General features: G+C 45.5%; 42 protein-coding genes. 10 read left to right on the top strand and 32 right to left on the bottom strand.

The annotated features are described in order from the left end of the window. Positions 1 to 203: 203 nt before the first annotated feature. From rplQ to rpsJ, 29 genes are all read right to left on the bottom strand, one after another. Positions 204 to 560 (bottom strand): 50S ribosomal protein L17, encoded by a 357-nt coding sequence (gene rplQ / locus E4V70_RS06555; protein ID WP_002943070.1) that lies wholly within the window; start codon positions 558 to 560, stop codon positions 204 to 206. A gap of 11 nt (positions 561 to 571) precedes the next feature. Next, a complete protein-coding gene (locus E4V70_RS06550; protein WP_122862340.1) occupies positions 572 to 1,585 on the bottom strand; it encodes a DNA-directed RNA polymerase subunit alpha in 1,014 nt (337 codons plus the stop codon). Between the two features lie 14 nt (positions 1,586 to 1,599). Then, positions 1,600 to 2,226, bottom strand: coding sequence for a 30S ribosomal protein S4 (gene rpsD, locus E4V70_RS06545; protein WP_002943554.1), 627 nt, complete (start codon positions 2,224 to 2,226; stop codon positions 1,600 to 1,602). A 22-nt stretch (positions 2,227 to 2,248) separates the two neighbouring features. Further along, positions 2,249 to 2,641 (bottom strand): 30S ribosomal protein S11, encoded by a 393-nt coding sequence (gene rpsK, locus E4V70_RS06540; protein ID WP_002947090.1) that lies wholly within the window; start codon positions 2,639 to 2,641, stop codon positions 2,249 to 2,251. A 9-nt stretch (positions 2,642 to 2,650) separates the two neighbouring features. Then, complete coding sequence (rpsM, locus tag E4V70_RS06535; RefSeq protein ID WP_122862339.1) at positions 2,651 to 3,019, bottom strand: 30S ribosomal protein S13; 369 nt, start codon at positions 3,017 to 3,019, stop codon at positions 2,651 to 2,653. Positions 3,020 to 3,022: 3 nt separating this feature from the next. After that, positions 3,023 to 3,136, bottom strand: a complete 114-nt coding sequence (gene rpmJ, locus E4V70_RS06530) for a 50S ribosomal protein L36 (RefSeq protein WP_002947091.1) — start codon at positions 3,134 to 3,136, stop codon at positions 3,023 to 3,025. Positions 3,137 to 3,292: 156 nt separating this feature from the next. Further along, positions 3,293 to 3,511 carry a translation initiation factor IF-1 gene (gene infA, locus E4V70_RS06525; protein ID WP_002943098.1) on the bottom strand — a complete coding sequence of 73 codons (219 nt, stop codon included), beginning with the start codon at positions 3,509 to 3,511 and terminating at the stop codon, positions 3,293 to 3,295. 125 nt (positions 3,512 to 3,636) lie between these two features. Then, positions 3,637 to 4,395, bottom strand: a complete 759-nt coding sequence (map, locus tag E4V70_RS06520) for a type I methionyl aminopeptidase (protein WP_122862338.1) — start codon at positions 4,393 to 4,395, stop codon at positions 3,637 to 3,639. After that, complete coding sequence (secY, locus tag E4V70_RS06515; protein WP_002953674.1) at positions 4,395 to 5,657, bottom strand: preprotein translocase subunit SecY; 1,263 nt, start codon at positions 5,655 to 5,657, stop codon at positions 4,395 to 4,397. The genes map and secY overlap by 1 nt, the downstream gene beginning before the upstream one ends. Continuing rightward, positions 5,657 to 6,058, bottom strand: coding sequence for a 50S ribosomal protein L15 (rplO, locus tag E4V70_RS06510; RefSeq protein WP_122862337.1), 402 nt, complete (start codon positions 6,056 to 6,058; stop codon positions 5,657 to 5,659). Before rplO ends, secY begins: the two co-directional genes overlap by 1 nt. 9 nt (positions 6,059 to 6,067) lie before the next feature. Then, positions 6,068 to 6,511 (bottom strand): 30S ribosomal protein S5, encoded by a 444-nt coding sequence (gene rpsE, locus E4V70_RS06505; protein ID WP_002943402.1) that lies wholly within the window; start codon positions 6,509 to 6,511, stop codon positions 6,068 to 6,070. A gap of 11 nt (positions 6,512 to 6,522) precedes the next feature. Further along, positions 6,523 to 6,879, bottom strand: coding sequence for a 50S ribosomal protein L18 (rplR, locus tag E4V70_RS06500; RefSeq protein ID WP_122862336.1), 357 nt, complete (start codon positions 6,877 to 6,879; stop codon positions 6,523 to 6,525). 10 nt (positions 6,880 to 6,889) lie between these two features. Further along, positions 6,890 to 7,426 carry a 50S ribosomal protein L6 gene (gene rplF, locus E4V70_RS06495; RefSeq protein WP_122862335.1) on the bottom strand — a complete coding sequence of 179 codons (537 nt, stop codon included), beginning with the start codon at positions 7,424 to 7,426 and terminating at the stop codon, positions 6,890 to 6,892. Positions 7,427 to 7,872: 446 nt separating this feature from the next. Continuing rightward, on the bottom strand, positions 7,873 to 8,268 hold the full coding sequence (rpsH, locus tag E4V70_RS06490) for a 30S ribosomal protein S8 (RefSeq protein WP_002943159.1): 396 nt from the start codon (positions 8,266 to 8,268) through the stop codon (positions 7,873 to 7,875). 9 nt (positions 8,269 to 8,277) lie between these two features. Then, complete coding sequence (locus E4V70_RS06485; protein ID WP_002941532.1) at positions 8,278 to 8,463, bottom strand: type Z 30S ribosomal protein S14; 186 nt, start codon at positions 8,461 to 8,463, stop codon at positions 8,278 to 8,280. A 1-nt stretch (position 8,464) separates the two neighbouring features. Continuing rightward, a complete protein-coding gene (gene rplE / locus E4V70_RS06480) occupies positions 8,465 to 9,010 on the bottom strand; it encodes a 50S ribosomal protein L5 (protein WP_002953670.1) in 546 nt (181 codons plus the stop codon). Positions 9,011 to 9,012: 2 nt separating this feature from the next. Then, positions 9,013 to 9,249 (bottom strand): 50S ribosomal protein L24, encoded by a 237-nt coding sequence (gene rplX / locus E4V70_RS06475; protein ID WP_002943173.1) that lies wholly within the window; start codon positions 9,247 to 9,249, stop codon positions 9,013 to 9,015. After that, entirely contained in the window at positions 9,249 to 9,617 is a 369-nt protein-coding gene (gene rplN, locus E4V70_RS06470) for a 50S ribosomal protein L14 (RefSeq protein ID WP_002947105.1), read from the bottom strand. Before rplN ends, rplX begins: the two co-directional genes overlap by 1 nt. Then, complete coding sequence (gene rpsQ, locus E4V70_RS06465) at positions 9,617 to 9,868, bottom strand: 30S ribosomal protein S17 (protein ID WP_009494830.1); 252 nt, start codon at positions 9,866 to 9,868, stop codon at positions 9,617 to 9,619. Before rpsQ ends, rplN begins: the two co-directional genes overlap by 1 nt. Positions 9,869 to 9,878: 10 nt before the next feature. Beyond that, on the bottom strand, positions 9,879 to 10,064 hold the full coding sequence (gene rpmC / locus E4V70_RS06460; protein WP_002953667.1) for a 50S ribosomal protein L29: 186 nt from the start codon (positions 10,062 to 10,064) through the stop codon (positions 9,879 to 9,881). Next, the gene (gene rplP / locus E4V70_RS06455; protein ID WP_002947109.1) at positions 10,051 to 10,476 is read right to left on the bottom strand and encodes a 50S ribosomal protein L16; all 426 of its coding nucleotides are present in this window, start codon (positions 10,474 to 10,476) and stop codon (positions 10,051 to 10,053) included. Before rplP ends, rpmC begins: the two co-directional genes overlap by 14 nt. Before the next feature lie 2 nt (positions 10,477 to 10,478). Beyond that, complete coding sequence (gene rpsC, locus E4V70_RS06450) at positions 10,479 to 11,180, bottom strand: 30S ribosomal protein S3 (RefSeq protein WP_009494829.1); 702 nt, start codon at positions 11,178 to 11,180, stop codon at positions 10,479 to 10,481. A 1-nt stretch (position 11,181) separates the two neighbouring features. After that, complete coding sequence (gene rplV, locus E4V70_RS06445) at positions 11,182 to 11,514, bottom strand: 50S ribosomal protein L22 (protein ID WP_002947114.1); 333 nt, start codon at positions 11,512 to 11,514, stop codon at positions 11,182 to 11,184. A gap of 9 nt (positions 11,515 to 11,523) precedes the next feature. Continuing rightward, positions 11,524 to 11,805, bottom strand: coding sequence for a 30S ribosomal protein S19 (rpsS, locus tag E4V70_RS06440; RefSeq protein WP_002947116.1), 282 nt, complete (start codon positions 11,803 to 11,805; stop codon positions 11,524 to 11,526). Between the two features lie 2 nt (positions 11,806 to 11,807). Beyond that, a complete protein-coding gene (rplB, locus tag E4V70_RS06435) occupies positions 11,808 to 12,638 on the bottom strand; it encodes a 50S ribosomal protein L2 (RefSeq protein WP_122862334.1) in 831 nt (276 codons plus the stop codon). A gap of 1 nt (position 12,639) precedes the next feature. Further along, positions 12,640 to 12,921, bottom strand: coding sequence for a 50S ribosomal protein L23 (locus E4V70_RS06430; protein WP_122862333.1), 282 nt, complete (start codon positions 12,919 to 12,921; stop codon positions 12,640 to 12,642). 1 nt (position 12,922) lies between these two features. After that, complete coding sequence (rplD, locus tag E4V70_RS06425) at positions 12,923 to 13,537, bottom strand: 50S ribosomal protein L4 (RefSeq protein WP_122862332.1); 615 nt, start codon at positions 13,535 to 13,537, stop codon at positions 12,923 to 12,925. Next, positions 13,534 to 14,112 (bottom strand): 50S ribosomal protein L3, encoded by a 579-nt coding sequence (gene rplC, locus E4V70_RS06420; RefSeq protein ID WP_122862331.1) that lies wholly within the window; start codon positions 14,110 to 14,112, stop codon positions 13,534 to 13,536. Before rplC ends, rplD begins: the two co-directional genes overlap by 4 nt. Before the next feature lie 14 nt (positions 14,113 to 14,126). After that, the gene (rpsJ, locus tag E4V70_RS06415) at positions 14,127 to 14,438 is read right to left on the bottom strand and encodes a 30S ribosomal protein S10 (protein ID WP_002947121.1); all 312 of its coding nucleotides are present in this window, start codon (positions 14,436 to 14,438) and stop codon (positions 14,127 to 14,129) included. Positions 14,439 to 14,831: 393 nt separating this feature from the next. Here rpsJ and E4V70_RS06410 point away from each other — a divergent pair, with 393 nt between their 5' ends. The 4 genes from E4V70_RS06410 to E4V70_RS06395 are packed head-to-tail and all read left to right on the top strand — an operon-like array spanning position 14,832 to position 17,663. Then, positions 14,832 to 15,926 (top strand): ATP-binding protein, encoded by a 1,095-nt coding sequence (locus E4V70_RS06410; protein ID WP_122862330.1) that lies wholly within the window; start codon positions 14,832 to 14,834, stop codon positions 15,924 to 15,926. A 9-nt stretch (positions 15,927 to 15,935) separates the two neighbouring features. Continuing rightward, positions 15,936 to 16,817 carry an S-adenosylmethionine tRNA ribosyltransferase gene (locus E4V70_RS06405; protein ID WP_122862329.1) on the top strand — a complete coding sequence of 294 codons (882 nt, stop codon included), beginning with the start codon at positions 15,936 to 15,938 and terminating at the stop codon, positions 16,815 to 16,817. A gap of 47 nt (positions 16,818 to 16,864) precedes the next feature. After that, the gene (locus E4V70_RS06400) at positions 16,865 to 17,050 is read left to right on the top strand and encodes a hypothetical protein (protein ID WP_122862328.1); all 186 of its coding nucleotides are present in this window, start codon (positions 16,865 to 16,867) and stop codon (positions 17,048 to 17,050) included. Between the two features lie 43 nt (positions 17,051 to 17,093). Continuing rightward, positions 17,094 to 17,663, top strand: coding sequence for a ribonuclease HII (locus E4V70_RS06395; RefSeq protein WP_122862327.1), 570 nt, complete (start codon positions 17,094 to 17,096; stop codon positions 17,661 to 17,663). A gap of 126 nt (positions 17,664 to 17,789) precedes the next feature. Here E4V70_RS06395 and E4V70_RS06390 read toward each other — a convergent pair whose 3' ends face one another. From E4V70_RS06390 to dnaG, 3 genes are all read right to left on the bottom strand, one after another. Further along, entirely contained in the window at positions 17,790 to 18,347 is a 558-nt protein-coding gene (locus E4V70_RS06390) for a restriction endonuclease (protein ID WP_232037835.1), read from the bottom strand. Between the two features lie 296 nt (positions 18,348 to 18,643). Further along, complete coding sequence (locus E4V70_RS06385; protein ID WP_122862326.1) at positions 18,644 to 19,630, bottom strand: argininosuccinate synthase domain-containing protein; 987 nt, start codon at positions 19,628 to 19,630, stop codon at positions 18,644 to 18,646. Then, positions 19,627 to 21,288 carry a DNA primase gene (dnaG, locus tag E4V70_RS06380; RefSeq protein WP_122862325.1) on the bottom strand — a complete coding sequence of 554 codons (1,662 nt, stop codon included), beginning with the start codon at positions 21,286 to 21,288 and terminating at the stop codon, positions 19,627 to 19,629. The genes E4V70_RS06385 and dnaG overlap by 4 nt, the downstream gene beginning before the upstream one ends. Before the next feature lie 63 nt (positions 21,289 to 21,351). Between dnaG and E4V70_RS06375 the strand changes: the two genes are divergently transcribed. The 6 genes from E4V70_RS06375 (at position 21,352) to E4V70_RS06350 (ending at position 26,948) form a co-directional block, all read left to right on the top strand. Beyond that, the gene (locus E4V70_RS06375) at positions 21,352 to 22,377 is read left to right on the top strand and encodes a hypothetical protein (protein ID WP_232037834.1); all 1,026 of its coding nucleotides are present in this window, start codon (positions 21,352 to 21,354) and stop codon (positions 22,375 to 22,377) included. Next, the gene (gene rnhA / locus E4V70_RS06370) at positions 22,355 to 22,792 is read left to right on the top strand and encodes a ribonuclease HI (protein ID WP_122862323.1); all 438 of its coding nucleotides are present in this window, start codon (positions 22,355 to 22,357) and stop codon (positions 22,790 to 22,792) included. Before E4V70_RS06375 ends, rnhA begins: the two co-directional genes overlap by 23 nt. Then, positions 22,792 to 23,460, top strand: a complete 669-nt coding sequence (gene rnc / locus E4V70_RS06365) for a ribonuclease III (RefSeq protein ID WP_002946070.1) — start codon at positions 22,792 to 22,794, stop codon at positions 23,458 to 23,460. The genes rnhA and rnc overlap by 1 nt, the downstream gene beginning before the upstream one ends. Next, on the top strand, positions 23,457 to 24,629 hold the full coding sequence (gene aroC, locus E4V70_RS06360) for a chorismate synthase (RefSeq protein WP_122862322.1): 1,173 nt from the start codon (positions 23,457 to 23,459) through the stop codon (positions 24,627 to 24,629). Before rnc ends, aroC begins: the two co-directional genes overlap by 4 nt. Positions 24,630 to 25,258: 629 nt before the next feature. Beyond that, positions 25,259 to 25,813, top strand: coding sequence for a LemA family protein (locus E4V70_RS06355; protein ID WP_002944192.1), 555 nt, complete (start codon positions 25,259 to 25,261; stop codon positions 25,811 to 25,813). Between the two features lie 268 nt (positions 25,814 to 26,081). After that, positions 26,082 to 26,948, top strand: a complete 867-nt coding sequence (locus E4V70_RS06350; RefSeq protein WP_122862320.1) for a DUF3137 domain-containing protein — start codon at positions 26,082 to 26,084, stop codon at positions 26,946 to 26,948. Positions 26,949 to 26,988 lie beyond the last annotated feature (40 nt).

Below are 26,988 nucleotides of genomic sequence, written 5' to 3'. Positions count from 1 at the left end.
AAGGCAAATTTATGCGTAGAATTGCATAAAATTTAGAATAAAAGTCGCTACAAATTTTAGCATCTTCCACCCGTATTCAAAATTGCAAACAATGCAGCAGGCGAGCAAATAAATTTAATTGAGATAAAAAGCTAGAGTGGATTTTGAGATAATTGAAGGCAGATAAATTTAAAAAGAAAAAGAGAGCCGAAGCTCTCTAAAAATTATTCTTTGATTAGCTCTATATAAGCCATCTCGGCAGCATCGCCTCGGCGAACGCGAGTCTTAACGATGCGCGTATATCCGCCGTTCTTGCCTACGAATTTTGGAGCAAGTTCAGTTACTAGCTTGTTCGTAGTTTCTTTATCCTGCAAGCTAGCAAAAACCGCTCTGTGAGCGTTGCTGTCGCCTTTTCTCGCTCTAGTGATTAGCTTTTCGATATAGCTTCTTAACTCTTTTGCCTTAGGCAAGGTCGTCTCTATCTTTTCGCTTTTGATGATAGCGATAGCTAAGTTTTTAAGTAGAGCCGAGCGGTGAGCCGACGTCCTACCTAGTTTTCTGTATCCGTGACCGTGTCTCATTTATGTTCCTTTTACTCTTTTGCACTCATTTGTGATTTTAGATCGGCGATTTTTTTCTTGAGTTGCTCTTTGCCGCCGCCTAGGTCGCCGCCGACCGGATATCCGATCTCTTGCATAACGGCTTTAATCTCTTCGAGAGATTTTTTACCTAAATTTTTAAGCTCTTTTAGCTCGTTTTCATCCATCAAAGCAAGCTCGCCGATAAATCTAATCTCGGCTTTATCAAGGCAGTTAAAGCTTCTGGCGCTCAAATTTAACTCTTCTACGCTTTGAAGTAGTTTCGCATGCTCGCTGCCAGAAGTTTGAGAGTTTAGACCTGCCGAAACGTCGATATTTAAAACGCCTTTAAACACCGACATCTGTTGATACATCGCCTCGATCGCATGTTTAAACGCTTCGATCGCGCCCACTTGTCCGTCCGTCGTAACCGTGAAAATAATCTTCTCATAGTCGGGATTGTCCTCGACTAGAACGTTTACTAGCTCGTAAACGGCTTTTTTAACAGGCGTAAAGAACGCGTCAAGGGCTATGTAACCCTCTTCGGTATTATCTCTTATCTCTTCGCTTGGGACGTATCCGATACCTTTTTGGATGATTACGGAAAATTTAAGCTCCGCGTCCTCGTTTATGGTCGCAAGATAGGCGTCCGGATTTACGATATCTACGACATCGCTTTTTAGATCGCCGGCTTTTATCTCTTTTGGACCTTTAAACGAATACTCGACCACCTCGCGCTCAGACTCGTTTTTTAGCTTAAAGCGGATGTTTTTTAAATTTATAATAAACTGCGCTACGTCCTCGAGCATGCCTCTCATCGAATCAAATTCGTGAGATACGCCCTCTATCTTGACGCCCGTAGCTGCAAATCCAACCGTACTGCTATATAAAAGTCGTCTTAGCGGATGAGCCAAAGTGACCGCATAGCCCGTCTCAAACGGATACGCGGTTATTCTGGCGACATTCTCGCTTATACTCTCTACTGAAATTTCGGTAGGCATATAAGCTGATGTGGTAATTTTTCTCATCGTTATACCCCTTATTATTTCGAATAAAGCTCTACTATGAATCTTTCCTCGACAGGAATGACGACTTCTTCCCTTTCCGGAGTTCTTGTGAAAATTCCGAATTTTTTATCTTTTTCGACGTCGACCCAAGCTACGATGCCAGTTTGCGCCGTAAGATCGATCGCGCGAACGATTTGCGGATTGTTTTTAGATTTTTCGATAACCTCTACTTTAGCGCCCGCTTGGACTCTATAAGAAGGAATATCTACTCTCTTACCGTTTACTAAAATATGTCCGTGAGTAACTAGCTGACGAGCAAAGCGGCGAGTCGTAGCAAAGCCCATTCTGTAAACTACGTTATCTAATCTTTGCTCTAAAAGCTGTACCAAAAGCGCACCGGTATTTCCCTCGCGGCGAGCGGCCTCTTGGAATAAGCGGCGGAATTGCTTCTCGCTAATGCCGTACATAAATTTAGCTTTTTGTTTTTCGCGAAGCTGCAAGCCGTATTCGCTTATCTTGCTTCTTCTTTGTCCGTGTTGTCCCGGAGCGTAAGGTCTTTTATCAAGCGCGCTCTTACCTGCCAAGCGACGCTCGCCCTTTAGCGCCAAACTAACGCCGAGTCTTCTTTCTAATTTTTCAACGGGTCCTCTATATCTAGCCATAATAATTCTCCTAAATTTCTAATTATACGCGGCGGCGTTTCGGCGGTCTGCAACCATTATGCGGAAGCGGGGTTATATCTTTTAAAAATGTTACTTTTATGCCCTCTACCGCGCCTACGCTCTTGACTGCGGTCTCTCTACCGCTGCCAGGACCTTGTACTTTGATGCCTACTTCTTTTATACCGTGCTCTTTTGCTTTTGTTAGAGCGTCTTCTACAGCTTGTTGGGCCGCATAAGGAGTTGATTTTTTACTTCCTTTAAAACCTAGTCCGCCAGCACTGCTCCAAGCGATAGCATTTCCCATCTCATCGGTAACCGTTACCATAGTGTTGTTAAAAGTCGCGCTTATATAAACGATACCTTTAGCAATACTTTTTCTTACAATTTTCTTTTTAACTACTTTTCTTTTTGCCATCGCTTATCCTTATTTAGTCGCAGCGCCGACTGTTTTGCGCTTGCCTTTTCTAGTTCTAGCGTTTGTTTTAGTCTTTTGACCGCGCACCGGAAGACCTTTTCTGTGTCTTAGACCGCGGTAGCTTCCTAAGTCCATAAGAGCCTTGATGTCCATAGCGACGCTTTTTCTAAGGTCGCCTTCCACTATGTGATGCTCTTGGATCTCTTTGCGGATAGCCGCAGCTTCGTCTTCGGTTAGATCGTTTACTCTTTTATCATAAGAAATTTTGGTAGCGTCTAAAATTTGACGAGATTTGTAAAGACCGATACCGTAAATATAGGTCAAACCGTATTCGATTCTCTTTTTCTTTGGTAAATCCACACCTGCGATACGTGCCATGCTTTATCCTTGTCTTTGTTTATGTTTTGGATTTTCGCAGATTATGCGAACTACGCCTTGGCGCTTGACAATTTTGCACTTGTCACACATCTTCTTTACAGAAGGACGAACTTTCATTCTAGTCTCCTAAAAATTTATTCCACTTTTAGGCTGCATCAGGTTTAACGAAATTTTAAACCAACTATTTTCAAAACAAGTGGTGGGCTTTGAAAACAATTCTTCATACAGCAATTTGTCGCAAAGGGCTGAGTATATCTAAATTTAGCTTTTAATTTACTTATGGCGGTAAATTATCCTACCCTTATCCAGACTGTAAGGCGTTAACTCCACCTTTACGCGGTCTCCAGGCATTATCTTAATATAATGCATCCTCATCTTGCCCGCAATGTGACATAAAATCACGTGTTTGTTGTCGAGCTCAACTTTAAACGTCGCGTTTGGCAGCGCCTCGATGACGTTGCCGTCGATCTCTATGACGTCGTCTTTAGCCACTTAACTCCTTTTTGTTAAATTTGCTTTCGCCGTTTGACGGAAGTTTGAAATTAAAATTTTAACTCACCACAAATTAAAATTTTAAAATTTACAAGTCGCACAAACAACTTGTAAATTTTAAAATTTTACGCTAGGCTTAAAATCTCCGCACGTCCGTTCACAACTGCCATGCAGTGCTCGTAGTGGCTGGTTCTTAGTCCGTCTTTGCTGGTTACTTTCCATTTGTCGGGACCGATCACCGGAGTGCCGTCTTTTTGACAAATCATCGGCTCCACGCAAAATACCATTCCGTTTTTAATTTTTGGTCCAGATTTTGGACTGCCGCCTTCTAAATAATTTAAAATTTGCGGATCTTCGTGCGGGCGCCTACCGATGCCGTGACCGCAAAATCCAGTTAATGGAACGAATCCGCGAGCTCTTATAAATTTCTCGATTTCAAAACTAAGCTCTTTAAAGTGCATTCCTGCTTTTACGGTGTCTATCGCAAAATATAACGCGTCTTTGGCGCAAGCGATCAGTTTTTCGTCCTCACGCGAAATTTGACCAACACCCCAAGTCCTAGCCGAGTCGCCAAAATATCCGCTCAAATTTGAGCCGATATCGACGCTTACAATGTCGCCTTCTTGCAGTTTGTATTCGTTTGGGATGCCGTGGATGACTACTTCGTTTACGCTGATGCAAGCGGCGTTTGGAAAGCCGTAAAGCCCCTTAAACGCTGGCTTTGCACCTGCAGACCTTATCATATCCTCGCAAATTTTATCTATTTCGAGCAGTGAAATACCAGGCTTGATCACGCTTTCTACGTAGTCGAGGGTTTGAGCGACGATTTTATTCGCCGCTCGCATTTTCTCTATGTCGTTTGGCTGCATAATGGTTATAGCCATTACAAGCCTACCGCGCTTAGAGTTTGATATTTGTTCATATAAATTTGAGCTTCTATCCTTCGCATCGTATCAAGCGCAACAGAAACTACGATCAGCACCGACGTACCGCCGAAATAAAACGGAACGCCCATAATTTTAACGAGTACCCAAGGAAGCGTCGAGATAAGTCCGAGGTAAATCGCGCCGCTAAATGTTAGCCTAGATGCTACCTCGTTTAGATAGCCTGCCGTACCCTCGCCCGGTCTAATGCCCGGGATAAATCCGCCCTGTCTTTTTAAATTTTCGCTGATATCTTTTGCGTTAAACGCGATCGAAGCGTAAAAATATGCAAAAAATACGACCAGCAAGAACGTTAAAAAGTTGAAAAAATAGCTATTTGGATTTAAAAAATCGTGAATAGCTTGGATGTAAGGATTTGTGCTGGCCTGCAAAATGGTGCTTGGGAACATCAAAATCGCACTGGCGAAAATCGGAGGAATAACGCCGCTTAAATTTACCTTGATAGGTATATAGTTCATGATGCGTTTATTTTGATTTTCCATCACTACCTTACGCGAATAGCTCACCGGCACGCGTCTCTCGCCCATTTCGACGTAGATAACTATGCCTACCGTGACCAAGATAACAAGCAAAATTACGATAACTACAAGGAAGTTCATCTCGCCCGTATTTACCAAATTTACCGTTCCGCCGATAGCTGAAGGTATGCCGCTAACGATACCCGCGAAGATAATAAGACTGATACCGTTGCCGATACCGCGCTGAGTGATCTGCTCGCCTATCCACATCAAAAGCATAGTTCCAGTTAACATCGAAGCTGCCGCAATCGCGATAAATAAATTCATATCTATCATTATCGCGTCCTCTCCGCCTCTACCGTGAAGGCTCTGAAGCCCCATACTAACGCCGACTGCTTGAACAAGCGTGATACCGATAGTGGCATAGCGGATGATCTGCATATATTTTTGCATGCCGTCGCGGTCTTTTTTCATCTTGCCCAAATTCGGGAAAGTAGCCGCTAAAAGCTCCATAATAATCGATGCCGTGATGTATGGCATAATGCCTAGAGAGATGATACTAAGGCGCTCTGCAGCCTTACCACTGAACATATTAAATAGTCCCAGCGCATTTGCTGAATTCGAATCGAAAAACTCTTTAATAACATTGACGTTTACGCCAGGAACCGGCACATATGCCAGTATCCTGTAAGCAAATAGAAATGCCAACGTGATTAAAATCTTGTTGGTCAATGTCTTATTCATTACGCACGTCCGCTAACGGTTACGTTCTCGTCTTTGATTTTCGAAGCCAAATCTTTCGCGCTCACTCCGATCAATTTGATTTTCTTGACGCTGCTTGAAATTTTGTGTACGGTGGCGATAGTAGCGATAGTGATCTCGCTTAGCTCTTTTACCGCAACGATTTTTTCTACGTTGATTACGTAAGGTTTCTCAAATTTAGAAGTGAAGCCTACCTTTGGAAGGCGTCTTTGAAGCGGTTGCTGACCGCCCTCGAAGCCTCTTTTCTCGTTGTAGCCTTTTCTAGCTCTTTGACCTTTGTGTCCTTTGCCCGCGGTTTTACCTTGACCGCTACCTTGACCGCGACCTAGTCTTTTGGTTTGCCTAGTCGAGCCCTCGGCAGGTTTTAAATTTTCTAGTCCCATATCTTCTCCTTAGCCTTTAAGCATGCTTAGCGCTTTTAAAGTAGCGCGAACGACGTTTGCCGAGTTGTTTGAGCCAAGCGATTTTGTTAGGATATCCTTGATGCCCGCAAGCTCTAGAATAGGACGAGCGCTACCGCCCGCGATCACGCCAGTACCTTCGCTAGCAGGGCGAAGCAAAACGCGGCTAGCGTTAAATTTAACCTCTACGTCGTGAGGTATAGTCGAGCCTTTTCTTTTTACCTCGATGATGTTTTTAAACGCGTCGTCTACGGCTTTTCTCATAGCGTCCGGTACCTCTTTTGCTTTACCGAAGCCAAAGCCCACTAGGCCATTTCTGTTTCCTACTACGACAAGAGCCGTAAATCTAAATCTACGACCGCCTTTTACGACCTTTGTAACGCGGCCGATATCAACCATTACTTCTTCGAATTCTTCTCTGTTATATTTTTCCATAGCGATTTTCCTTATAGTTTGATACCGTTTTCACGTAATGCGTCTGCAAAAGCCGCTACAACTCCGTGATACAAATAGCCGTTTCTGTCGAATAATGCCGTTTTAACTTTTTTAGCTTTTAGAGTTTTTGCAAATTCTTTAGCCAAAGTTACGGCGCCTTCTTTGTTTGCTTTTACGCCTAGTTTTCTGCCGTCTGCCGCCGCTAGAGTTACGGCTGCTACGTCGTCGATAGCTTGGACGTAAAGAGTTCTGTTTGATTTGAAGATAGAAATTCTAGGCAATACCGCAGTGCCGGAAATTTTGGCTCTGATTCTTCTTTTTCTCTTGATTCTAAGAGCGAGTTTTCTTTTTAATACATTTGCTGTCATTATCTATCCCTTACTTCTTAGATGTCTTACCGGCTTTGCGGATGATGCGCTCTTCTACGTATTTAACGCCTTTGCCCTTATATGGTTCAGGCGGTCTGTACGCTCTGACTTGAGCTGCAATCTGGCCTACCACTTGCTTATCGTCGCCTTTGATAGTTATGATGTTTTTCTCTACGCTGATTTCAACGCCTTTTGGCACTTCGTGATTTATCGGATGAGAAAATCCTAAAGTAAGCTCAAGTACTTGGCCTTTAGCTGCGGCTTTGTAACCGACGCCGTTGATCTCAAGCTGGCGAACAAAACCTTTTGTAATGCCGATGACGATATTGTTTGCAAGTGCTCTATAAGTGCCCCAGTAGGCTCTATCTTGTCTCTCGTCGCTCTTTGGAGAAAATACTATGTGAGCATCTTCGATTTTGACGTCTACGTGCCCCTTTGTGTCAAGCTCTTTTAAATGAGCGCCTTTTTTAAATTTAAGGACGTTGCCTTCTACGCTGACCTCTACTCCGCTTGGAATAGCTATCGGCTGTTTTCCTATACGTGACATTTTTTTCCTTTTTACTTGTCTAGGGTATGTCTACTTTTACGAATGGATACCGCAATACCATAAAAATAGAAATGAATCGAAGCGATAAAAACCGCTTCAAACACTTTAATTTTCTCGTCAAATTTGACTAGCCTTTTTTGGATTTATTTCCTAAAATTTGGCGTCAAATTTGACATCGTCGTTTTTAAATTTAGCTTTGGCAAATTTGGGTAAATTTGCATGTCGAGCTAAATTTGGGAAGTTTTTTAAATTTGAGCTTCCGTTTTTAAATTTTATAAATTTGACGGCGGAAGTCTTTCCTAAATTTTATAAATTAAGAAAACCTACCGAGTCAAAATTTATTTCAAAGATGCAAAAATGATGCCTCGCTGTCAATCCAGTAAGCCTATCGTTTCAAGCTTCTTTTTAAGGTAATCTAAAACGCTACCCCGTAGCGTTTTAGACAATTACCATACAGAGCAGAGGATTTCGCCGCCTACGCCAGCTTTGTGAGCGTCTTCATTGCTTAAAACGCCTTTGCTGGTGCTAACGATGATCGTTCCGTAGCCGTTTTTAAATCTCTTGATCTCGTCTTTTCCTTTATAAACGCGGCGACCCGGGCTTGATACGCGCTTAAGCTCGTTAATCACGCTTCTGCCGTGCTCGTCGTATTTTAAAACTACGTTTATAAATTTCTTTTTATCTTCTTCTACGACGTTGTAGCTCTCGATATAGCCTTTAGCCGCAAGGATAGATAAAGTAGCCTCTACGACGTTTGAATGAAGAAGCTTTGTAGTTTCAAGTCTTCTCATTGCGGCGTTTCTAATGCGAGTTAGTCCGTCTGAAATTAAGTCGTTTAACATTTCTCTTCCTTACCAGCTTGCTTTTTTTAGACCCGGGATTAGTCCCTCGTTAGCCATTTTTCTTAGGCATACGCGGCAAATTCCAAAATCTTTATAAACCGAATGCGGACGTCCGCAAATTTGGCATCTCGTATAGCCGCGAACCGCAAATTTAGGCTTTCTAGCAGCCTTTGCTATCATTGATTTTTTCGCCATATTACTTTCCTTTCGCAAACGGCAAACCAAATAGCTCAAGCAATTTGAATGCCTCTTTGTCGCTGTTTGTCGTCGTGACTATAACTATATTCATACCGTGAGTGCGTAAAATCTTATCATACTCAACCTCTGGAAACATTAGCTGCTCGTCAAGGCCGAAGTTGTAGTTTCCGCGCCCGTCAAAGCCGTCTTTTGGAAGGCCTCTAAAGTCCTTAACTCTCGGTAGCGCGATAGAGATTAGTTTGTCTAAAAACGCAAACATATTCTCTTTTCTAAGCGTTACTTTTACGCCGACGGGGAATCCCTCGCGCACTTTAAAGCCCGCGACCGATTTTTTAGCATCGGTAACTACGGCTTTTTGTCCTGCGATTAGCGAAATAGTATCGGCGATATTTTGAAGTTGCTTTTGATCTTTAGCCGATTCGCCAGCGCCTACGCTTATCACGATCTTTTCGATCGCAGGGATTAGCATAGGATTTTTGATGTCGAATTCTTTAGCCAAAGCAGGCTTTACGACCTCGTTATATTTAGCTTTTAATCTATTCATTTTCAGCCCTCAACTTTTGCAACGTTTGAGATATCAATAGGCATCTCTTTATTGATAAAGCCGCCGTTTGGGGTCTTTTCGCTAGGTTTTATAGCTTTTTTTGCTACCTTGCAACCCTCGACGATGACTTGTCCTTTTTTGGCTAGGACGGATAAAATTTTACCTGTTTTACCTTTGTCGTCGCCTGCGATGATCTTAACGGTATCGCCTTTTTTTACTTTAAATTTAACGTTAGCCATTATAACACCTCCGGAGCAAGCGAAACGATTTTCATAAAGTTAGCGTATCTAACCTCACGGCCGACCGGTCCAAAGATACGAGTACCGATAGGCTCGCGTTTGTTATCTAGGATGACGGCTGCGTTTTCGTCGAAGCGGATTAGCGAGCCGTTATCTCTTTGAACCTCTTTTTTGGTTCTAACGACGACTGCTTTTACCACTTGACCCTTTTTGATCTTACCGTTTGGAAGTGCCTTTTTGACTGAGCAGATGATAACGTCGCCAAGCGTCGCGTATCTTCTCTTGCTGCCGCCCAAAACCTTAATACACATTAGCTCTTTCGCGCCGCTATTGTCAGCGACTGTAAGCCTCGTAAAAGATTGTATCATTACTCAACCCCCGTCGCTAAAATAGTCTTTAAGCGGAAAGATTTTCTCGCGCTTAGCGGTCTGCATTCGATAGCTACGACCGTATCACCCGCTTTTGTCTCGTTCTTTTCGTCGTGAATCATATATTTTTTAAAGCGTTTTACGAATTTGTGGTATCTTGGGTGCATAACGCGTCTCTCAACCAAAATCGTAGCCGTCTTATCGCCGGCCTTTTGTAAAACGACACCTTGAATTTCTCTTTTTAATGCCATTTCTCACCCCTTACTTTGAAGCGCTAATTGCAGTGTTGATTTGCGCTATTTCCTTGCGGACGGCGCTAATCTCGTTAGGGTTGCTTAGCTGCATAGTTTTTAGCTTTTGTCTTAAAGTAAATAAAAGCACCTTTTTCTCTTTCAATAACGCGTTAAGTTCTGCAACGCTTTTGTCTTTAATATCAGTATATTTCATTTTCACTCTCTCGCGTTACGATTTTAGTCTTAAACGGAAGTTTGTGGATGGCTAGAGTTAGAGCTTCACGCGCTAATTCCTCATCTACGCCCGCCATTTCGACTATTATACGACCTGGTTTTATATTCATAACCCACTCTTCGACTCCAGCTTTACCTTTACCCATACGAGTTTGTAGAGGTTTTTTGGTTAGCGGTTTATCTGGGAAAACTCTGATCCAAGTTTTAGCCTGGCGTTTTACGTGGCGGGTTAGAGCCACACGAGCCGCTTCGATCTGGCGCGAATTTACGCGGCCCGCTTCTACGGCTTTTATTCCGATCTCGCCCATAGCAAGATCAGCGCCGCGAGTAGCTTTACCGCGGTTTCTGCCTTTCATCTGTTTGCGAAATTTAGTTCGTTTTGGCATCAACATGATTATTTACCTCTTCTTGCTCTGCGCGGTTTTTTATCGGCTTTTTCTTCTTCGTTCTTTTCAGGTTGAACGCCTTTTTGAAGAACCTCGCCTTTAAATATCCACACTTTTATACCTATGTTTCCATAAGTCGTATGCGCTTCAGCAACGCCGTAATCGATCTTAGCCCTTAGAGTGTGAAGCGGAACGCGACCCTCCAAGTACCACTCGGTTCTAGCTATCTCAGCACCGCCAAGACGTCCTGCAACTGAAATTTTGATACCTTTAGCGCCTGATTTTTGAGCGCCTTGGATAACTTTTTTCATCGCGCGTCTAAATGCAACGCGTTTTTCAAGCTGCATTGCTACGTTTTCCGCAGCTAGCTGAGCCGAAGCTTGAGCTTTTCTTTCTTCTTTGATATTTACGTTTACTTCTTTGTTGATCAGCTTTTGGATATCCTCTTTAAGCTTCTCTACGTCAGAGCCCTTTTTGCCGATGATAATACCAGGGCGAGCTGCTACGACGGTTACGCGAATTTTCTTAGCGGTTCTCTCGATCAAAATTTGAGAAACGCCCGCGTAGTAAAGTTTCTTTTTCAAGAAAGCGCGAATTTTGTAGTCTTCGCCGATATTTTCAGCCAAAGTTCCTTTAGCAGGAAACCATCTTGACTCCCAGTTGCGGTTTATTCCTAGTCTTAGACCTATCGGATTTACTTTCTGACCCATATTACGCTTCCTTCTTTTCAGGTTTAGATACTTCTACTAAGATATGAGAAGTCGGTTTGCGGATTCTGCTTGCGCTTCCTCTCGCTCGCGGTCTAAATCTTTTTAATACTGGGCCCGCATCCACGCGGCAGCTTGTTACGATAACCTCTTCAGGCTCGAATCCGCCGTTAGCTACAGCAGAGCTGATAGCCGTAGCGATAAATTTGGCGCCGCGGTTTGGCATAAAGCTAAGGCTAGCTAGCGCAAATTCTGCGTTCATACCTTGTACTTCTCTTGCGATTAGTCTGGCTTTAGTCGGAGATAGTCTTACGAATTTAATAATTGATTTGCTCATTTTATCCCCTTACTTACCGATTTTCTTTTGCACTGAGCCTTTGTGACCCTTGAATGTGCGCGTAGGAGCAAATTCGCCTAGTTTATATCCGATGTGGTTTTCCGTAACGTATACTGGAATGAAGCTCTTGCCGTTATGAACGTTAAACGTTAGGCCTATCATTTCAGGCACTATCGTGCTGCGTCTAGACCACGTTTTTATCGGCTTGTTGTCGTTGGCTTTTTTAGCGGCAACGACTTTTTTCATTACATGCTCATCGACAAAAGGTCCTTTTTTGAGTGATCTTGCCATCTCTATTTACCTTTCCTTCTTGAAATTATAAGCTTATCGCTAGCCTTCTTGCGGCGAGTCTTAGCACCTTTGGTCGGTTTACCCCATGGAGTAACAGGATGACGGCCTGAGTTTTTCTTGCCTTCACCGCCGCCGTGCGGGTGATCTACCGGGTTCATCGCAGAACCGCGAGTTTGAGGACGGATACCTCTGTGGCGATTACGTCCGGCTTTACCGATAGTTACGTTCGCCCAATCTTCGTTACCTACTACGCCGATACTAGCCATGCACTCTGCAAGTACTTGTCTCATCTCGCCGCTTGGCAAGCGAAGCATTACGTATTTTTCCTCTTTACCCATTAGCTGAGCATAACCGCCGGCTGAACGAGCCATCTGAGCGCCTTTGCCCGGTTTTAGCTCCACGTTGTGTACGATAGTACCGACCGGGATGTTTCTTAGTTTCATCGCGTTGCCTGGTTTTATGTCTAGTCCCGCCTCGGCTGCTGCTACGACGTCGCCGACGTTTAGTCCGTTTGGTCTGATGATATAGCGTTTCTCGCCGTCTTTATAAGCGATAAGCGCGATGCGGCAGTTTCTGTTCGGATCGTACTCGATAGCTTCGACCTTACCTTCGATACCGAATTTGCGGCGTTTAAAGTCGATGATTCTATAAAGTTTCTTCGCTCCGCCTTCTTTATGTCTAGAAGTTATTCTTCCGTTATTATTTCTACCGCCGCTTACGGGGATCTTTACAAGCAAGCTTCTCACGCTAGGTTTAGCGGTAATATCCTCGCTCGATAAGCCCGTCATAAATCTGCGGCTAGGTGTATAAGGTTTATAGGTTCTTATCGCCATCTTACGCCTCCGTGTTTTCTAGGCTTGAGCCTTCAGGCAACTTAACGTAAAATTTCTTTATCTCGTTGCGTTGTCCTTCTCTTCCTTTGAAACGCTTAACTTTTCCGTCGATTCTAAGCGAATTTACGCGAAGCGGCGTTACTCCAAAATACTCTTTCAAAATTTCTTTCAGCCTGTTTTTAGTCATCTTAGGCGAAGTTTGTATGACGACCACGCCTTGCTCTTGAAGACCGAGAGTTTTTTCCGTATATAAAATCGTTTTGATATCAGTTATATCTGCCATTTCAGCCCTCTTTTATTATAGATTCAAGTGCGGCCTTCTCGATAACGACGGCACCGTAAGTCGCCACTAAGTAAGCGTTTATCTCGCTCACATCGATTAGATAGCAGTTTGATAAATTTCTAAACGCCAATAGCGTGTTGTCGTCAAGCAGATCTTTTACGACCAAAGCGTCTCTCAAATTTAACGCGCTGATTACTTTAGCAGCGTCTTTAGTCTTACCGCTTGCGATCTCTATGCTATCTACCGCGAAAATTTTACCCGCGTTAGCTTTTTCGTTTAGCGCGAACTCAAGCGCCAATCTTTTTTGCTTTTTATTGACCTTTTGGAAATAGTTTCGCTCGTTGCTCGGACCAAACGCCACTGCTCCGCCTACCCAGACGTTAGTTCTGGTTGAGCCCGCTCTAGCGCCGCCGCGACCTTTTTGTCTCCACGGTTTTTTACCGCCGCCGCTTACGAAAGCTCTGGTTTTGGTGTGAGCCGAATTTGAACGCATACCGGACAAATAAGACTTAACGTAAAGATATAGGTTGTGCGGGTTAATCTCAGCGTAATTAGCCGGTAGATCAAGCTCGCTAGCTTTTTCAAATTTTTCGTTTAATACGCAAACTTTACTCATTTTACTATCCTTATTCTGCCCATTGCGCCGTTATAGCCAGCGACGCTGCCTTTTAAAACCAAAATTCCGTTTTCGGCGTCAAAGCTTACGATCTCGTTTTTAACGGTAACTTTTTCGTTTCCGGTATGTCCAGCCATCTTCATACCAGGCTGAACGCGTCCCGGCCACTCGCGGTTACCGATAGAGCCGTGTCTTTTGTGGAAGCGAGAACCGTGGCTTTTTGGACCGCCCGCAAACCCGTGTCTTTTCACGACGCCTTGATAGCCTTTACCTTTTGAGCTGAAACTAACTTTTAAAATTTTAGCCGAGCTAAGCGGACTAAAATCAAGATCGCCCGCCTCTTTATTGGCGACTTGTAGGGTTGCGAATTTATTAAATTCCGCCGTTAGGCTATATTTTTTTTGCTGACCCTCTATGGCTTTATTTTTTGCTTTACCTTTAGCATAAGCTACTATAGCGCAGCCGCATTCGCTCACTTCGCAAACTTTAGCGTTTACGACCTTTAGAAGCGTAACGGGGATGCTTGGGTTGTTTACCGTTCTGCTCATGCCTATTTTTTCTACGATATATTCCATCTTTCACCTCGCCTTTATTTGCCCATCGCGCGGACTTCGACGTTAACCTCAGGGGCTAAGTCAAGCTTTGTTAGCGAGTCGACGGTATCGGGCGTAGCCGCTACGATATCTAGCATTCTAGCGTGAATTCTCATTTCAAACTGCTCGCGTGAGTCTTTGTTGATGTGTGGTGATTTTAAGACCGTGTAGCGTTTGATCTTCGTAGGCATCGGCACCGGACCTCTGACGTCGGCGCCCGTTCGTTTGACAGCTTCTACTATGGCTGCAACTGTGCGGTCGAGAACTCTATGGTCATAAGCTTTAAGCTTAAGCCTGATTCTTTCCATTTTCTTTCCTTTGAATAGAACTTGTCGCAAACATACGACACTTCTTACTTATGTAAGAGACTCGGATTTTATCCAAATGGCTTTTTAAAGTCAATATTTTGAGCGAATTTAGTAAAATTTAATAGATTTATTTCCTTTTTATAAGGAAGCTTTTATAAATTTGACTAAAAATTTAAAGCGAAATATTTAAATTTGATTTGGGATAAATTTGAGCGGGTTTATTCGGGCGCAAATTTGGTTCGAATAAAATTTGCCCGCATTTTTATCATTCAAATTTAACGCATTTTCTTTTAAATTTGAGTAATTTTTGATCGTTTTTTGACGTAAAATTTTAATTATCTTCCTCTTTATAAGGAAACTTCGATATAATTCTCCAAATTTTAAAGGCTAAAAATGCAAACCATAAACGCGCTCTACCAAAGCCCGCCGAAAAATGTCAAATTTATAAATAGAAAATTTGAGATCACCGCCCCCAAAACGCTGATAAAAGGCGGCATAGGAAGCGGCAAAACCTCGCTGATAGCGGGCTTTTTATCAGCATTTGAGAGCAAAGAGTTTTTGTACGTAAATTTAGGCGACCTTCGCATAGACGCGGATGATATTTTGTCAAATTTGCCCGAGTTTTTACGCCAAAATCCGCAGATAAAAATTCTAGCGATCGATGATTTCGAGCAGAGATTTCAGGATAAATTTGAGCCGATTTTAGAGCTAAATTTGCAAAATTTTATTGTTGCTTCTGGGTTTAAAGACGCGAATTTAAACGGCTTTAGCGAGCTAAATTTGGATTTTTTAGACTACGAGGAGTTTATCGCTTTTTTTTCGAAAAAGATCGATCCAGAGACGCTTTTTAGCCACTTTTTACTTCACGGCAGGAGTCCCGCGTCGGCCTTTGGCGACGCCGAAAACGTCGCGGCAAATCTACAAACCGCGCTAAAATCATCGCTCTCCGCCACGCAGCTGACCGTACTAAAAGAGTGCGCGAAAGTTCAGTCGCAAAACGTGAGCGTTTTTGAGATTTTTAGCACGCTAAAATCCACCCGCAAAATCTCAAAAGATAGCGTTTACGGCGCGCTAAGCGAGCTAGAAAACATGAGCGCGGTTAGCCTAGTGGAAAAATTTAACGAGCCAAACGCCGCAAAAAGGCTTTATTTTAGCGACTTTGCGTTTAAAAGCGCGCTAAGCTTAAAAAAGGACTTCGCTAAAAATTTTAACAACACTGTTTTTTGCGAGCTAACCAAATTTAACGAGCAGATTTTTTATACCAAAGATCTTGACTTTTTCCTGCCAAAAAGGAAACTTGCTATCATTTGCTCGCCGTTTAGCGATGCAGATTTGGTCTTTTTAAAATTTAAAAAACTGCACGCAAATTTAAAAAATTTAGGTATAAATAGGCTACAAGCAATCAGCGTGGCGAACTCCGGCGAGACGAGCATAGAGGGCATAAAATGCGAAGTCGCGCCGTTTTCGCGCTGGGCGCTGGGCATATAAGGAGCGGTTATGAGAGCGGTTGCGGCGCTATTTTTAGCCTGCGTTTTGGCGCTAGGCTACGAGATCAGACACGAAAACGAGGGCAAAATTTATAAATTTGCAGGCGAGGCGGACGGGAGTAAATTTGAGCTCTACATCAGCGAGCTTGAAGCCGAGTTTGAAAATTTTAGCAATAAGGGCGTCGTTTTGCCGCCTAAATTTCAAGGGCACGCCTTTTTCGAGGGCGCCAGATACGACTTCAGTAAAGGCGGCATCGAGAGATCGGGCGCCGCTATAACGGCCGTAAGCGCAGTCACCGAATGGCTGAATCTAAGCGTAAAAGCGGATGACGGCGAACTAACGGGCAAGCTAGCGATCAGAGGCAAGGCGCGAAAAGCCGTGCTAAAACAGGTCGCGAGCTATGATTTTGCCGCGCTCGGGCTGCAAGAGATCGGCCGAGACGGGGCGCGATTTGAGGCCGTCGCGAGCGACTTTTATGCGCCTAAATTTGCGCAAAATAACAAAAAATCTCTCGCCGCAAAACTTGAAAATTTTAAAACGACATGGCTCAAAGATCCATCAAAAAACGCCGCAAACGCGCTAAATAACCTCGAGTATCAAAACGGCAAAATAAGAAGCGTCTGCGAACTCGGCGCGAGCGGGAAAATCTGCAAAACCGTCTGGCTAAAAAACCTAAAAAAGATAAATTTGAGCGACGTTTTTAAGGATTTAAACGACGCAAATTTGACCGCGATTTTCGCAAAAGAAAAGATAGCTCCGAGCGAAAATTTTACGCTCTCGCCAAGCGGGATTACGTTTTTTGACAGTACGACCGGCGGCAAAAACAGCGAAATTTCGCTACCGCTTGAGTCCATCAAAGAACATTTAAAACAAAATTTCGGGCTGTTTTAGGCAAATTACCGCTATAAAAAGGGAACTTTAAAAATGGAAGGCAAAATTTGATACGAAACAAGCTAAAATTTGACAAAACAAAGACGCAAGCGAAAAACAAATTTTCAAATACCGTAGAGATAAAAAATCAAAAATCAAATCAAACCGAGGCAGAATTTGACGACTTAAAATTTGCAAATTTTACGCTCGGCAGGATGGAACTTTCAAGCACAAAAATCTCACTACGCCGATAAATTTTGTACTTGAAAAAGTAAAATTTAATAAGAAAGCACACCGATGAAAAACAAATCTAACGCCCAAACCTGCGGTATCGACGAGGCGGGGCGCGGCGCGCTGGCTGGGCCTTTGGCGGTAGCAGCATGCGTGCTAAAGTGCGAGATAGCGGGACTAAACGACTCAAAAAAGCTGACCGCAAAGCGGCGCGAGGAGCTATTTAAAGAGATCGCGGGAAACTCGGAATTTCTCATCGCGTATTTTTCAAACGAGCAGATCGACGAGCTGGGGCTTAGCGAGTGCCTTAGGCGTGCACTGCGGCTGTTTAAGGCGCATTTTGCGGACTGCGAGCTGCTCTACGACGGCAACGCAAACTACGGCACGGGCGTAAAAACCATGATCGGAGCCGACGGCAAAGTGGCACAAGTAAGCGCTGCAAGCATCCTAGCCAAGGTAAGCCGCGACGCGCTGATGCGGGCGTGGGACGGCGTTTACGAGGGATACGGCTTTGCTGCGCACAAAGGCTACGGTACGAAGGCGTATCTGGACGCGGTAGTAAAGCTAGGCGACTCGCCGCTGCAAAGGCGTAGCTTTCGCGTGAAAAGCTTTGAGCGCGGACTATTTGACAAATGATTTTTTGATATAAAACGAGTTTTTAATTTTTAGGCGATAAGCAGTTTGTTCTAACCCGCAAGAAATTGCAATTTACAATCATCTATCATGCATTCTATTTAAACTTTTTAATCAAATTTGAGTAAATCAGCTACTCGCAAGCAGTTTTTCTGGCTTGCGATTTTTAAAGAATTTTACGACGTCAAACGCGATCTTGGCAGCCAAAAGCACCAAAAAAACGTGTCTAAAGGCATAAAATTTGCCTAGATATTTATACTTTTTCATGAGTTTTAGCGTGAGCGATTTTATCGCTTCTATCGGCCTTTTGATTGCTTCGCCGATCATTTTGTCTTTTATCTCATGCACGACGAGAGCGGTGATGGTTTTTATGTACTTTTTCGTTTTGGGCGCGGGTAAATTTTGCGTCTTGGTTTCGCCGTAAACGTCGCCGATCCAGGCTTCAAAATTTTGTCTAGCGTTTTTGTTTTTTAGGAGTTTTTCGCCAGCTTTGCTTATCTCGTAGATCCCGCGCGAAGTCTTTAAAATGATCCTTTTTTCTTGCAGTAAAGCTTGAATTTTAGGGCTATTTGCTATGACGCTTAAAAGCGCGTCCGTTTTGCTTTGACTCGCACCAGTTTTGCGCGATAAAAACTCCGCTATCTCCTTACGGCTCGCCTTTTTTCTCTCGTTTAAAAACTGCGCCAATAAAAATAATCCTTGATAATCCATCGCAAAACTCTCATTATTATATTAAAATGAGAATTATACTTAAAATATATCAAAATAAAATAAAAGCCAAAATCATTTTGATTTTACTGCGTCGTAAGGTGAACTAAATTTACCGAGTTAAAATAAAGGGTTTGTGTCGCAAATTTGAAATTTATCCGTGCGTGGACTCTAAAATTTGCGGTAAATTTAATAAAAGACGGCAAAACTTAAGCGCTTCGAGCCGTTTAAATTTGCCTTTTTCCGAAAATCAGGCAAATTTAAAGCTCCTAAATTTAACTAACGAAAAACTCCTGCGCAGGCTCTTTGCTCTCAAAAGGTTTCACGCAAATCTCGCGCTCGCCGATCCTAGCTCGCACAGCCGTATCTTTATCGGCTCTAGTGTAGGCAAGCGCCAGCCGCACGGCAAACTCGAGATCGGCTTCGTTAAATTTAGCATCCACGAAACTCACCGCACCCACGATATCGCCGTCAAATTTGATCTGCGTAAATTTCGGATTATTTAGAGCTAGCAGCTTGGCGTTATCGTTTTCGTCGCGGCCGATGACCATTTTGGTGCCGTTTGTTAGGCGCAGATGCCGCCCGATACGTAGCAGCTGCATATCCGCGCTCGTCATATCCGGGTCAAATTTGATGAAATCTTTGATTTTATTCGCAAAGCTCTCGATCGTGAGCAAGCACCCGCCGCCGGGCGTCTCATACTCGCTAAAGCCGAATTCCTTCGCAAGCGCGAACTGTCTTTTGCGGTCGCGTCCGCTGATGGCGAGCAGTTTGCTGCGATCGACCCAGCCTTCGCGCTCCGGTTTTGTGGGCTTCATCAGCTGCGCAGACATCGGACGCAGGATGAGGTCGTCCTCGTCGCCTGCGGCGTTTTTGACCCGCGCCATCGCGTCGCGCCTCTGGCTCATCGGACGTTGGCCGATCACCTCGCCCGTCGCGATAAAGCTAGCACCCTCCGAGCGCATCATCGCAAGCGCCGTTTTAAACATATATCCGTGACAGTCGATGCAGGGGTTAAAGTGCTTGCCGTAGCCGTGTTTAGGCGTAAAAAGCACATCGCGCAGGTATTCGTTTCTGATATCGATTATTTTAAGCTCGGCTCCAGCTTCGTTCGCGCGGCGACGTAAAATTTCTGCCTTTTTCTCGTCGCCGCTAAAGCCGATATCGATGTGCACCGCCGTAACGTCGATGCCTTGGTTTGTCAGCAGCTTGATGGCGATCATGCTGTCCAGCCCGCCGCTAAATAAAACTAATGCTTTCATTTTTTATTGATTTCCTTTAAAATTTTATCGATTTTTTTTAGTATGAGCGCCTTTTCCTCCAGAGGAATTTTCGCCGCCGAGTACTTTTTGTACATATTTTTATAAAATCTCGTTTTAAAAACATTCACGGCTTCAAAAATTTTCTCCTCGTCGGTAAAGGCGTCATAGTTTTCAAACATCAGCTCGCGCACGGCGGGATCGTCTGCATCGACCCCCTGCGCTACGGCTTCGAAAATATCCCTGTGGCGGACGAAATACTCAGGCTTTAAATTTTCCAAAACGGTGCTTTTTAGACTCTCGTTTTCGATCATAGTTTTTAAAATTTGAAGCTCGAGCTGATCCTTTTGTCCGCGCTGATTTTTGCCGAAATTTTGCATTTCGTAGGCTTGCATGCGCTCCTGAGCGGCTTGCGTATTTGCGCCCCTAGTTAGCCAAAACGACCCCTCGGCTATCTTTAAAATTTTAGCCACGAGCGGCGCGTAGGAGTTTGCGACGACGGGTTTTAGACTCGCGGTAAAGGCCTGGATCGCTTCTAGCGCTTTTTGCTTTTGTACGGGACGCGAGAGGTCAAAGCCGCTAGCTAGATGCCTGATGTAAAATTCGCCTATCTCCGTGCCGCTTTCAAAAATTTGACGCAGATACTCTATCTTACCCGCGACTACCATATCTGCGGGATCGGCGCCGCCTTCTATGATGACGACGCTGCCGTCGATTTCGTTCTGCGCGAGCAGCAGGGCGGACTTAGTCGCGGCGTTTATGCCCGCGTCGTCGCCGTCAAAACACAAGACGACGCTAATCTCGCCGCGTTTTAAAAGCGGCAGGTGCTTGGTCGTAAGAGCGGTTCCAAGCACGGCTACGGCGTTGCTAAAGCCCGCCTTATGCAGCATGATGACGTCCATGTAGCCTTCGGTGATTATGATTTGATTTTTGGTGAAAATTTCGCGCTTTGCCAGGTGGTAGCCGTAAAAAAGCGTGGACTTGTCAAAAACCGCGGACTGGGGCGAATTTACGTATTTAGCGGGGTTGCCGCTGATCGTACGTCCGCCAAAACCCACGAGCCGTCCAGCGTGCGTGTAGATAGGAAAGGTGATGCGGTTTATGAAGCTAGCGTAGATGCCGTTTTCGTTTTGCTTTACGATGCCGACTTCTAGGGCTTCTTTGGGCTCGATTTGATCGTTTTGCAGTAGCCTTATCGTCTGCGCGCTCTCAGGCGCGAAACCTAGTTCAAATTTATCTATCAGCTCGTCGGTTATACCGCGCGAGTAGAGATACTCCACGGCTGCGGGCGTTTTATAAAGCAGCGAGCGGTAAAAAGCGTTTGCGTTTTCTAGGATGTGCTTGTTTTCCTTCGCCGGTTCGCCGCCGCGCACGTAGTTTAGCGTGAAATTTTGCAGTCCGGCGATCTTTTCGACGGCTTCTGGGTAGCTTAGCTTTTCGTAGTCCATCACGAATTTGATCGCGTCGCCGCCGGCCTTGCACGAAAAGCAGTGAAATATCCCGCGCGACGGGCTCACGCTCATGCTCGGGTTTTTATCGTCGTGAAACGGGCAGACGCACACGAAGTTCGCTCCGCTTTTTTTCAGCGGTAGATAGTGCCCGACTATATCGACGATATCGGTTTGCGCTTTTAGTCTTTCTATTGATTTTGGATCGATCATAAGCGAGATTATACAATCGTTTTGCTATAATCGGCGTTAAATTTGACTTTAGAAAGCGGCATTTTGGATATATTTTTTATCGAATTTAGAGACCCGATTTTCGGCCTCGTGGTGTTGGTCGCCGCGGTGCTCGTGATCGCCGTTTTTAGCTACGCGTGGGGCGTTTTTAAGAGCAAGGACGAAAAGGCGGAGATCGCGGGATTTTTGAAAAAATTCGGCAAATCTCAAGGCCTGAGCGACGAAAACAAGCAGCTTTTGATAAACTCGGGCGCGGATACGGCTACGATGTGCTTTTTGGCGGGGACGTTTTCAAAAAGCGGGTATTTTGAAAAGGCTATCAACGTCTATGCCGTAGCTTTAGAGCGGGCCAAAAACCGAGCGGCAAAGGAGCAAATTTTTACCGATCTGGGTCAGACTTATTTTAAGGCGGGCTTTTTAGAGCGCGCAAAAAGCGTCTTTTTAGAGGCGCTAAAAATCTCTCCGCGAAATCAAATCGCGTTAAAATCGCTAACGATAATTTTCGAAAAACTAAAAGACTACGAGGGCGCGCTGCAGGCCTTGGACGCGCTGCAGGAGCTCGGCAGCGACGTGAGAGCGCAGACGGCCTACATAAAGGCGCTGCAAATTTTAGCGGATAAAAGCAGGGACGAAGCAGGCAAAATCGGCGAAATTTTAGCCCTAAAGGACGAATTTGCGCTCGTGCGGCGTATGGCGATGGAGAGGTTAAATTTAAGCGGTTCGGGGCTTAAGGATTTTAGCGATTTCCCGCCGTTAGGGGACGTTTTGGATTTAGTTTACTATCAAAACACGCCCGTAAATTTAGCCGACCCCGAGTATAAGAGCCTGTTTTTCATCAAAGGCATGAGCGACGAGGACGGCACGCCGCTCGGTTTTGAGCTAGAGGTTTTAAAGAAACTAAAAGCGGCAAACTACGACAAGGCCGCGCTTAGCTTTAACTACGTTTGCAAGAGCTGTAAAAACGCCTTTCCGATGCATTTTTACCGCTGTCCGATGTGTAGCGAGCTAGGCAGCGTGCAAATTCTGCCTCACATCACGGAAAAATCTGATGAAAACAGTATGCCTTTTTAGCGACGGCTCGTGTCTGGATAACCCGGGCCCCGGCGGCTGGGCGTACATCCTAGAGTACGGCGAGCACAAAAAAACGGCAAGCGGCGGGCAGGCGCACACGACGAATAATCAAATGGAACTACGCGCCGCGATCGAAGGGCTAAAAGCGCTAAAGCAGCCGTGTCGCGTGAAGCTCTACACCGATAGCTCATACGTCGCAAACGCCGTAAATGCGTGGCTAGAGGGCTGGGTCAAAAAAAACTTTAAAAACGTAAAAAATGTCCCGCTGTGGCAGGAGTATCTAGTCGCAAGCGAGCCGCACGAGGTCGAGGCGATCTGGGTCAAAGGCCACGCCGGGCACCAGCAAAACGAGCTTTGCGACGAGATGGCACGCGAGAAAGCCGTCAAGATAAAAAATAGCTTAAAAGGCGAATAATGCGAAATTTGGAAGAGAAATTAGGATATAAATTCAAAGACGAAAAGCTGCTAAAAACCGCGCTCACGCACAAAAGCGTAAAAGGCGGCGCAAACAACGAAAGGCTCGAGTTTTTGGGCGATGCGGTGATGGATCTGGTGATCGGAGATTATCTTTTTCACAAATTTTCGCGCCTAAGCGAGGGTGATCTAAGCAAACTAAGAGCCGCGCTCGTAAATGAAAAAAGCTTCGCCGAGCTGGCTAAATATCTAAATTTGGGTCAACTCATCAACATCTCGCCGGCTGAAGAGCACAACGGCGGACGGCTAAAAGCTTCGATACTCTCGGACGCCTTTGAGGCGCTGATGGGCGCGATCTACCTAGAAAGCGGCTTTGACGCCGTGCGCGCGGCTAGCCTAAAAGCCTTTGAGAGATGCTACCCGGATATAAATTTCGACCGCATGGTCAAGGACTACAAAACCGCACTGCAAGAGCTCACCCAAGCGCGCTTCGCCGAGATACCAAAATACGTGCTGGTGGGCTCAAAAGGCCCCGATCACAAGAAGGAATTTGAGATCGCGCTGATGCTAAACGAGCGAGAGATCTCGCGAGCCGCGGGCAAGAGCAAAAAAGAAGCCGAGCAAAAAGCCGCCAAAACCGCGCTTGAGATTTTAGGAGAGGGTAAGTGAACACCTTCGGACGCAAACTAACGCTAACGACGTTCGGCGAGAGCCACGCAGCGGCTATCGGCGGCGTGCTAGACGGCTTTCCTGCGGGCGTGCGTATCGATTTAAATTTTATCCAAAGCGAGCTTGACAAACGAAAACCGGGCGGCTCGAAATTTGCCACGGCTAGGAGCGAAGGCGACCGCGTGGAGATTTTAAGCGGCGTATTTGATGGGCTAAGCTCGGGCACTCCGATCGGTTTTATCATCCGAAACGAAAACCAAAAATCGGGCGATTACGAAAATTTACGCGAGCTCTTTCGTCCAGGTCACGCCGACTACGCCTACTACCGAAAATTCGGCATCCGCGACCACAGAGGCGGCGGACGCAGCTCGGCTAGAGAGACGGCCGTGCGCGTGGCGGGCGGCGCGCTAGCTCAAATTTTACTGAGCGAGTTTGGCATCAGCGTGCAAAGCGGCGTGGCTAGCGTGGGCGAAATTTCGTGCGGCGAGCGGTTAGACTTTGGTCTCGCGGCGCGCTCGGAAATATTTTCGCTGGGTAACGAAGAGGCGATGAAAGAGGAAATCCTAAAAGCCAAGCATGAGCACGACAGCGTCGGAGCTAGCGTCGTCACGGTTATCCGCGGCGCGCCGGCCGGGCTTGGCGAGGGGCTATACTATAAATTTGACGCGGCAATCACAGCTGCGATGATGGGCATAAACGGCGTCAAAGCCGTAGAGATCGGCGAAGGCGTGAATGCGAGCAAGATGCGCGGCAGCCAAAATAATGACTCGATGGGTGCGACGTATGCGGGCGGGCGAGTAAATTTAAACGGCGGCAAATTTAACGAATGCAAAAACGAGACGGACGGCGAGGCTTGCCGCAGCTCAAATTCGGACAAGAAATTCGGCTTTGCCTCAAATCACGCGGGCGGAACGCTGGGCGGCATGACGAGCGGACAAGAGGTCGTGATAAAGACGCATTTTAAGCCGACTCCGTCGATATTTTTATCTCAGGCGACGCAAAACGTGCGCGGAGAGGATACCCTCTGCGAGCTGCGCGGACGACACGATCCTTGCATCGGCGTGCGCGGCAGCGTCGTAGCTACTGCGATGGCTAGACTAGTAACAGCCGATATGCTGCTTTTAAATTTGAGCGCAAATCTTGCGAATTTAAAGAAAATTTACGGCTAACTCCAAGATGAACTGCGCCCCAAATAAAGCTGAGCAAAACGGACGCTGCGCGCGTAAAATTTGCGATGATTTTTGCGCGCGACAAATACGTTTGGCTAATTTATATTTATGATATAAACGGCGCAACAGTCACACTTAATATAAAAAATATCTCACACGGCGGCTTAGAAAATTTGCTCGCAGGTGCCGTAAAATATCTAAAATTTATGCAAGAAATCATAGAAAATAGAGCGCGACAAGGAGCTATGAGCGCGTAAATTTAGACTCTTTAACCCTAACGGCAAGAAAAATATATCCTCAAAAATAGCTCCCTGAGCAGCTCGCCCCAAACAAACTACGAAGTGCGAAAATCTAAGCCTTAGCACGATATTTATGCGGACTAGTCAGTCTATAGCGTTTACGATGAGTTTTGTAGCTTTCTTAAAACATCTCGCGCGAAATAGGCTAAATTTGCTTCATTTTTATGCTTAAATTTAAAGGCTTTTGAATCAAAATAAACAATTGATTTTACCGCGGCGCCAAACAACCAAAACACCAACAATAGCGGCAGCCCAAAAGCCGAAAATCAAGCCCAAATTTACGAATTTTAGCCCCGTTTGGCTATAATCACACCCAAAAAAGGAGCAAAAATGTACATCGTCCTAGGCATCATCGCCGTTCTCGCGCTCATCGTCATCTCGGTCTACAACTCGCTAGTGGGCAAGCGCAACCAAGTCTCAAACATCAGATCTGGCGTCGATACGCAGCTAAAAAGGCGCTTTGACCTCATCCCAAACCTCGTCGCCACCGTCAAGCAGTACATCACGCACGAGCGCGAGCTGTTAGAAAACATCTCCGCGCTTAGAAGCGGCATCCAAAAGGCCGCGGGGGACGAGCAGAGATTTGCGCTAAACGGCGAGCTGTCAAACCTTATCTCAAAGCTCAACGTCGTCGTCGAGAACTACCCAGAGCTTAAAGCCAACGAAAACGTCATGCACTTGCAAAAGACGCTAAACGAGATCGAGGAGCAGATCTCCGCCGCGCGCCGCGCCTACAACGCCGCCGTGACCGACTATAACAACGCCGTGGAGATGTTTCCTTCAAATATCGTCGCTAGCTGGGCGAGGTTTCATAAGGCGGCGTTTTTCGAGGTGCCTAAGGGTCAAGACGATCCGCACGACGTGCACGAGCTTTTTAACCGCTAAATTTGCGCTCGCTTCGTCAAATTTGAAGTTAAATTTGAGCGCTTTAACTGCGCTCCAAAAACACAAGCGGACTTTGTCGGCTCGTTAAATTTAAAAGTAAAAGCGGCGCGGGCGGTAAATTTAGGCGGCAAATTTGATCCGAATTTGAAGCGTCGTCGCCCGCAAACGGCGAGCTAAAATTTAAACGGTTTAAAACGCAAATTTAAAGACGAAAGCTCGTAAAATAGCCAAATTTGCAAAAGGCGTTAGATTAAAAACAGGAGCGAAAATGGACGATCTGGTCTTGCTAGAGCTTGAGCGGCAAAAAGTTTTACGCTCGCTTTTTAGACTAAAGCTCACCTGCTTTTTTGTCGCTACGGCGGTGGCTTGGCTGCTATATCTAGCCGCGCAAAACGCCGCTCTTAGCGCGGGTGCGTTTGTGGTCTGCGGGACTGCGATGTACTATTTTTTCAAGAGTATTTTTACCGATAGTTTTACCTTTAAATTTAAGCGAAAAGTCGTGAGAAGTATCGTGGAGGAGTGCGGTCTCGCGTATTATCCGGGCGAATACGTAGAGAGCGATTATCTTTATATGATTTATGATTTTGACATCGACAAATACTCGGGCAACGACCTGATTTTCGGGCAGATAGAGGGCGTGCGGGTCAAATTTAGCGACGTAGAGGCGATAAGTATCAAAGAGGATCTACGCGGAAACAAGACGCATAGAGTGCTTTTTGCGGGGATTTTGTTCGTCGCCGATTTTCCTAAACGCTTAAAGGGCGTCACGCAAATTTGTAGCGGGATGGATGATTTTAGGGACTACGGCGGCAAGCGCGCGAGGATGGACGACGCGGAGTTTGAGCGGCTATTTCGCGTCTATACGACCGATCAGATCGAGGCTAGATACGCGCTCACGCCTAGCCTGATGGAAAATCTAAAGCTGCTAAAAACGAGATTTCACCGCCCTATAAACATCGTGCTGACCGGGGATAAGATCTGCATGGCGATCCGCACGGGACGCGATAATTTCGAGCCCGATCTGCGCCGTCCGCTCGTGGGCAAGGGGGCGAATAGATTTTACAAAGACGAGATCGGCGGCTTTTTGCGTATCGTCGAGGAGCTACGGCTAAACCGTAAAATTTGGCTGGATTAGGGACTTTGGCGTCAAATTTGACGGGCGGCATAACCCGCAC

It is taken from the genome of Campylobacter showae (assembly GCF_900699785.1).
In the GTDB taxonomy this organism is placed as follows: Bacteria; Campylobacterota; Campylobacteria; order Campylobacterales; family Campylobacteraceae; genus Campylobacter_A; species Campylobacter_A showae_D.
Note: the sequence above shows the minus strand (reverse complement) of the source record. Positions and strands in the feature narration are given on the sequence as shown.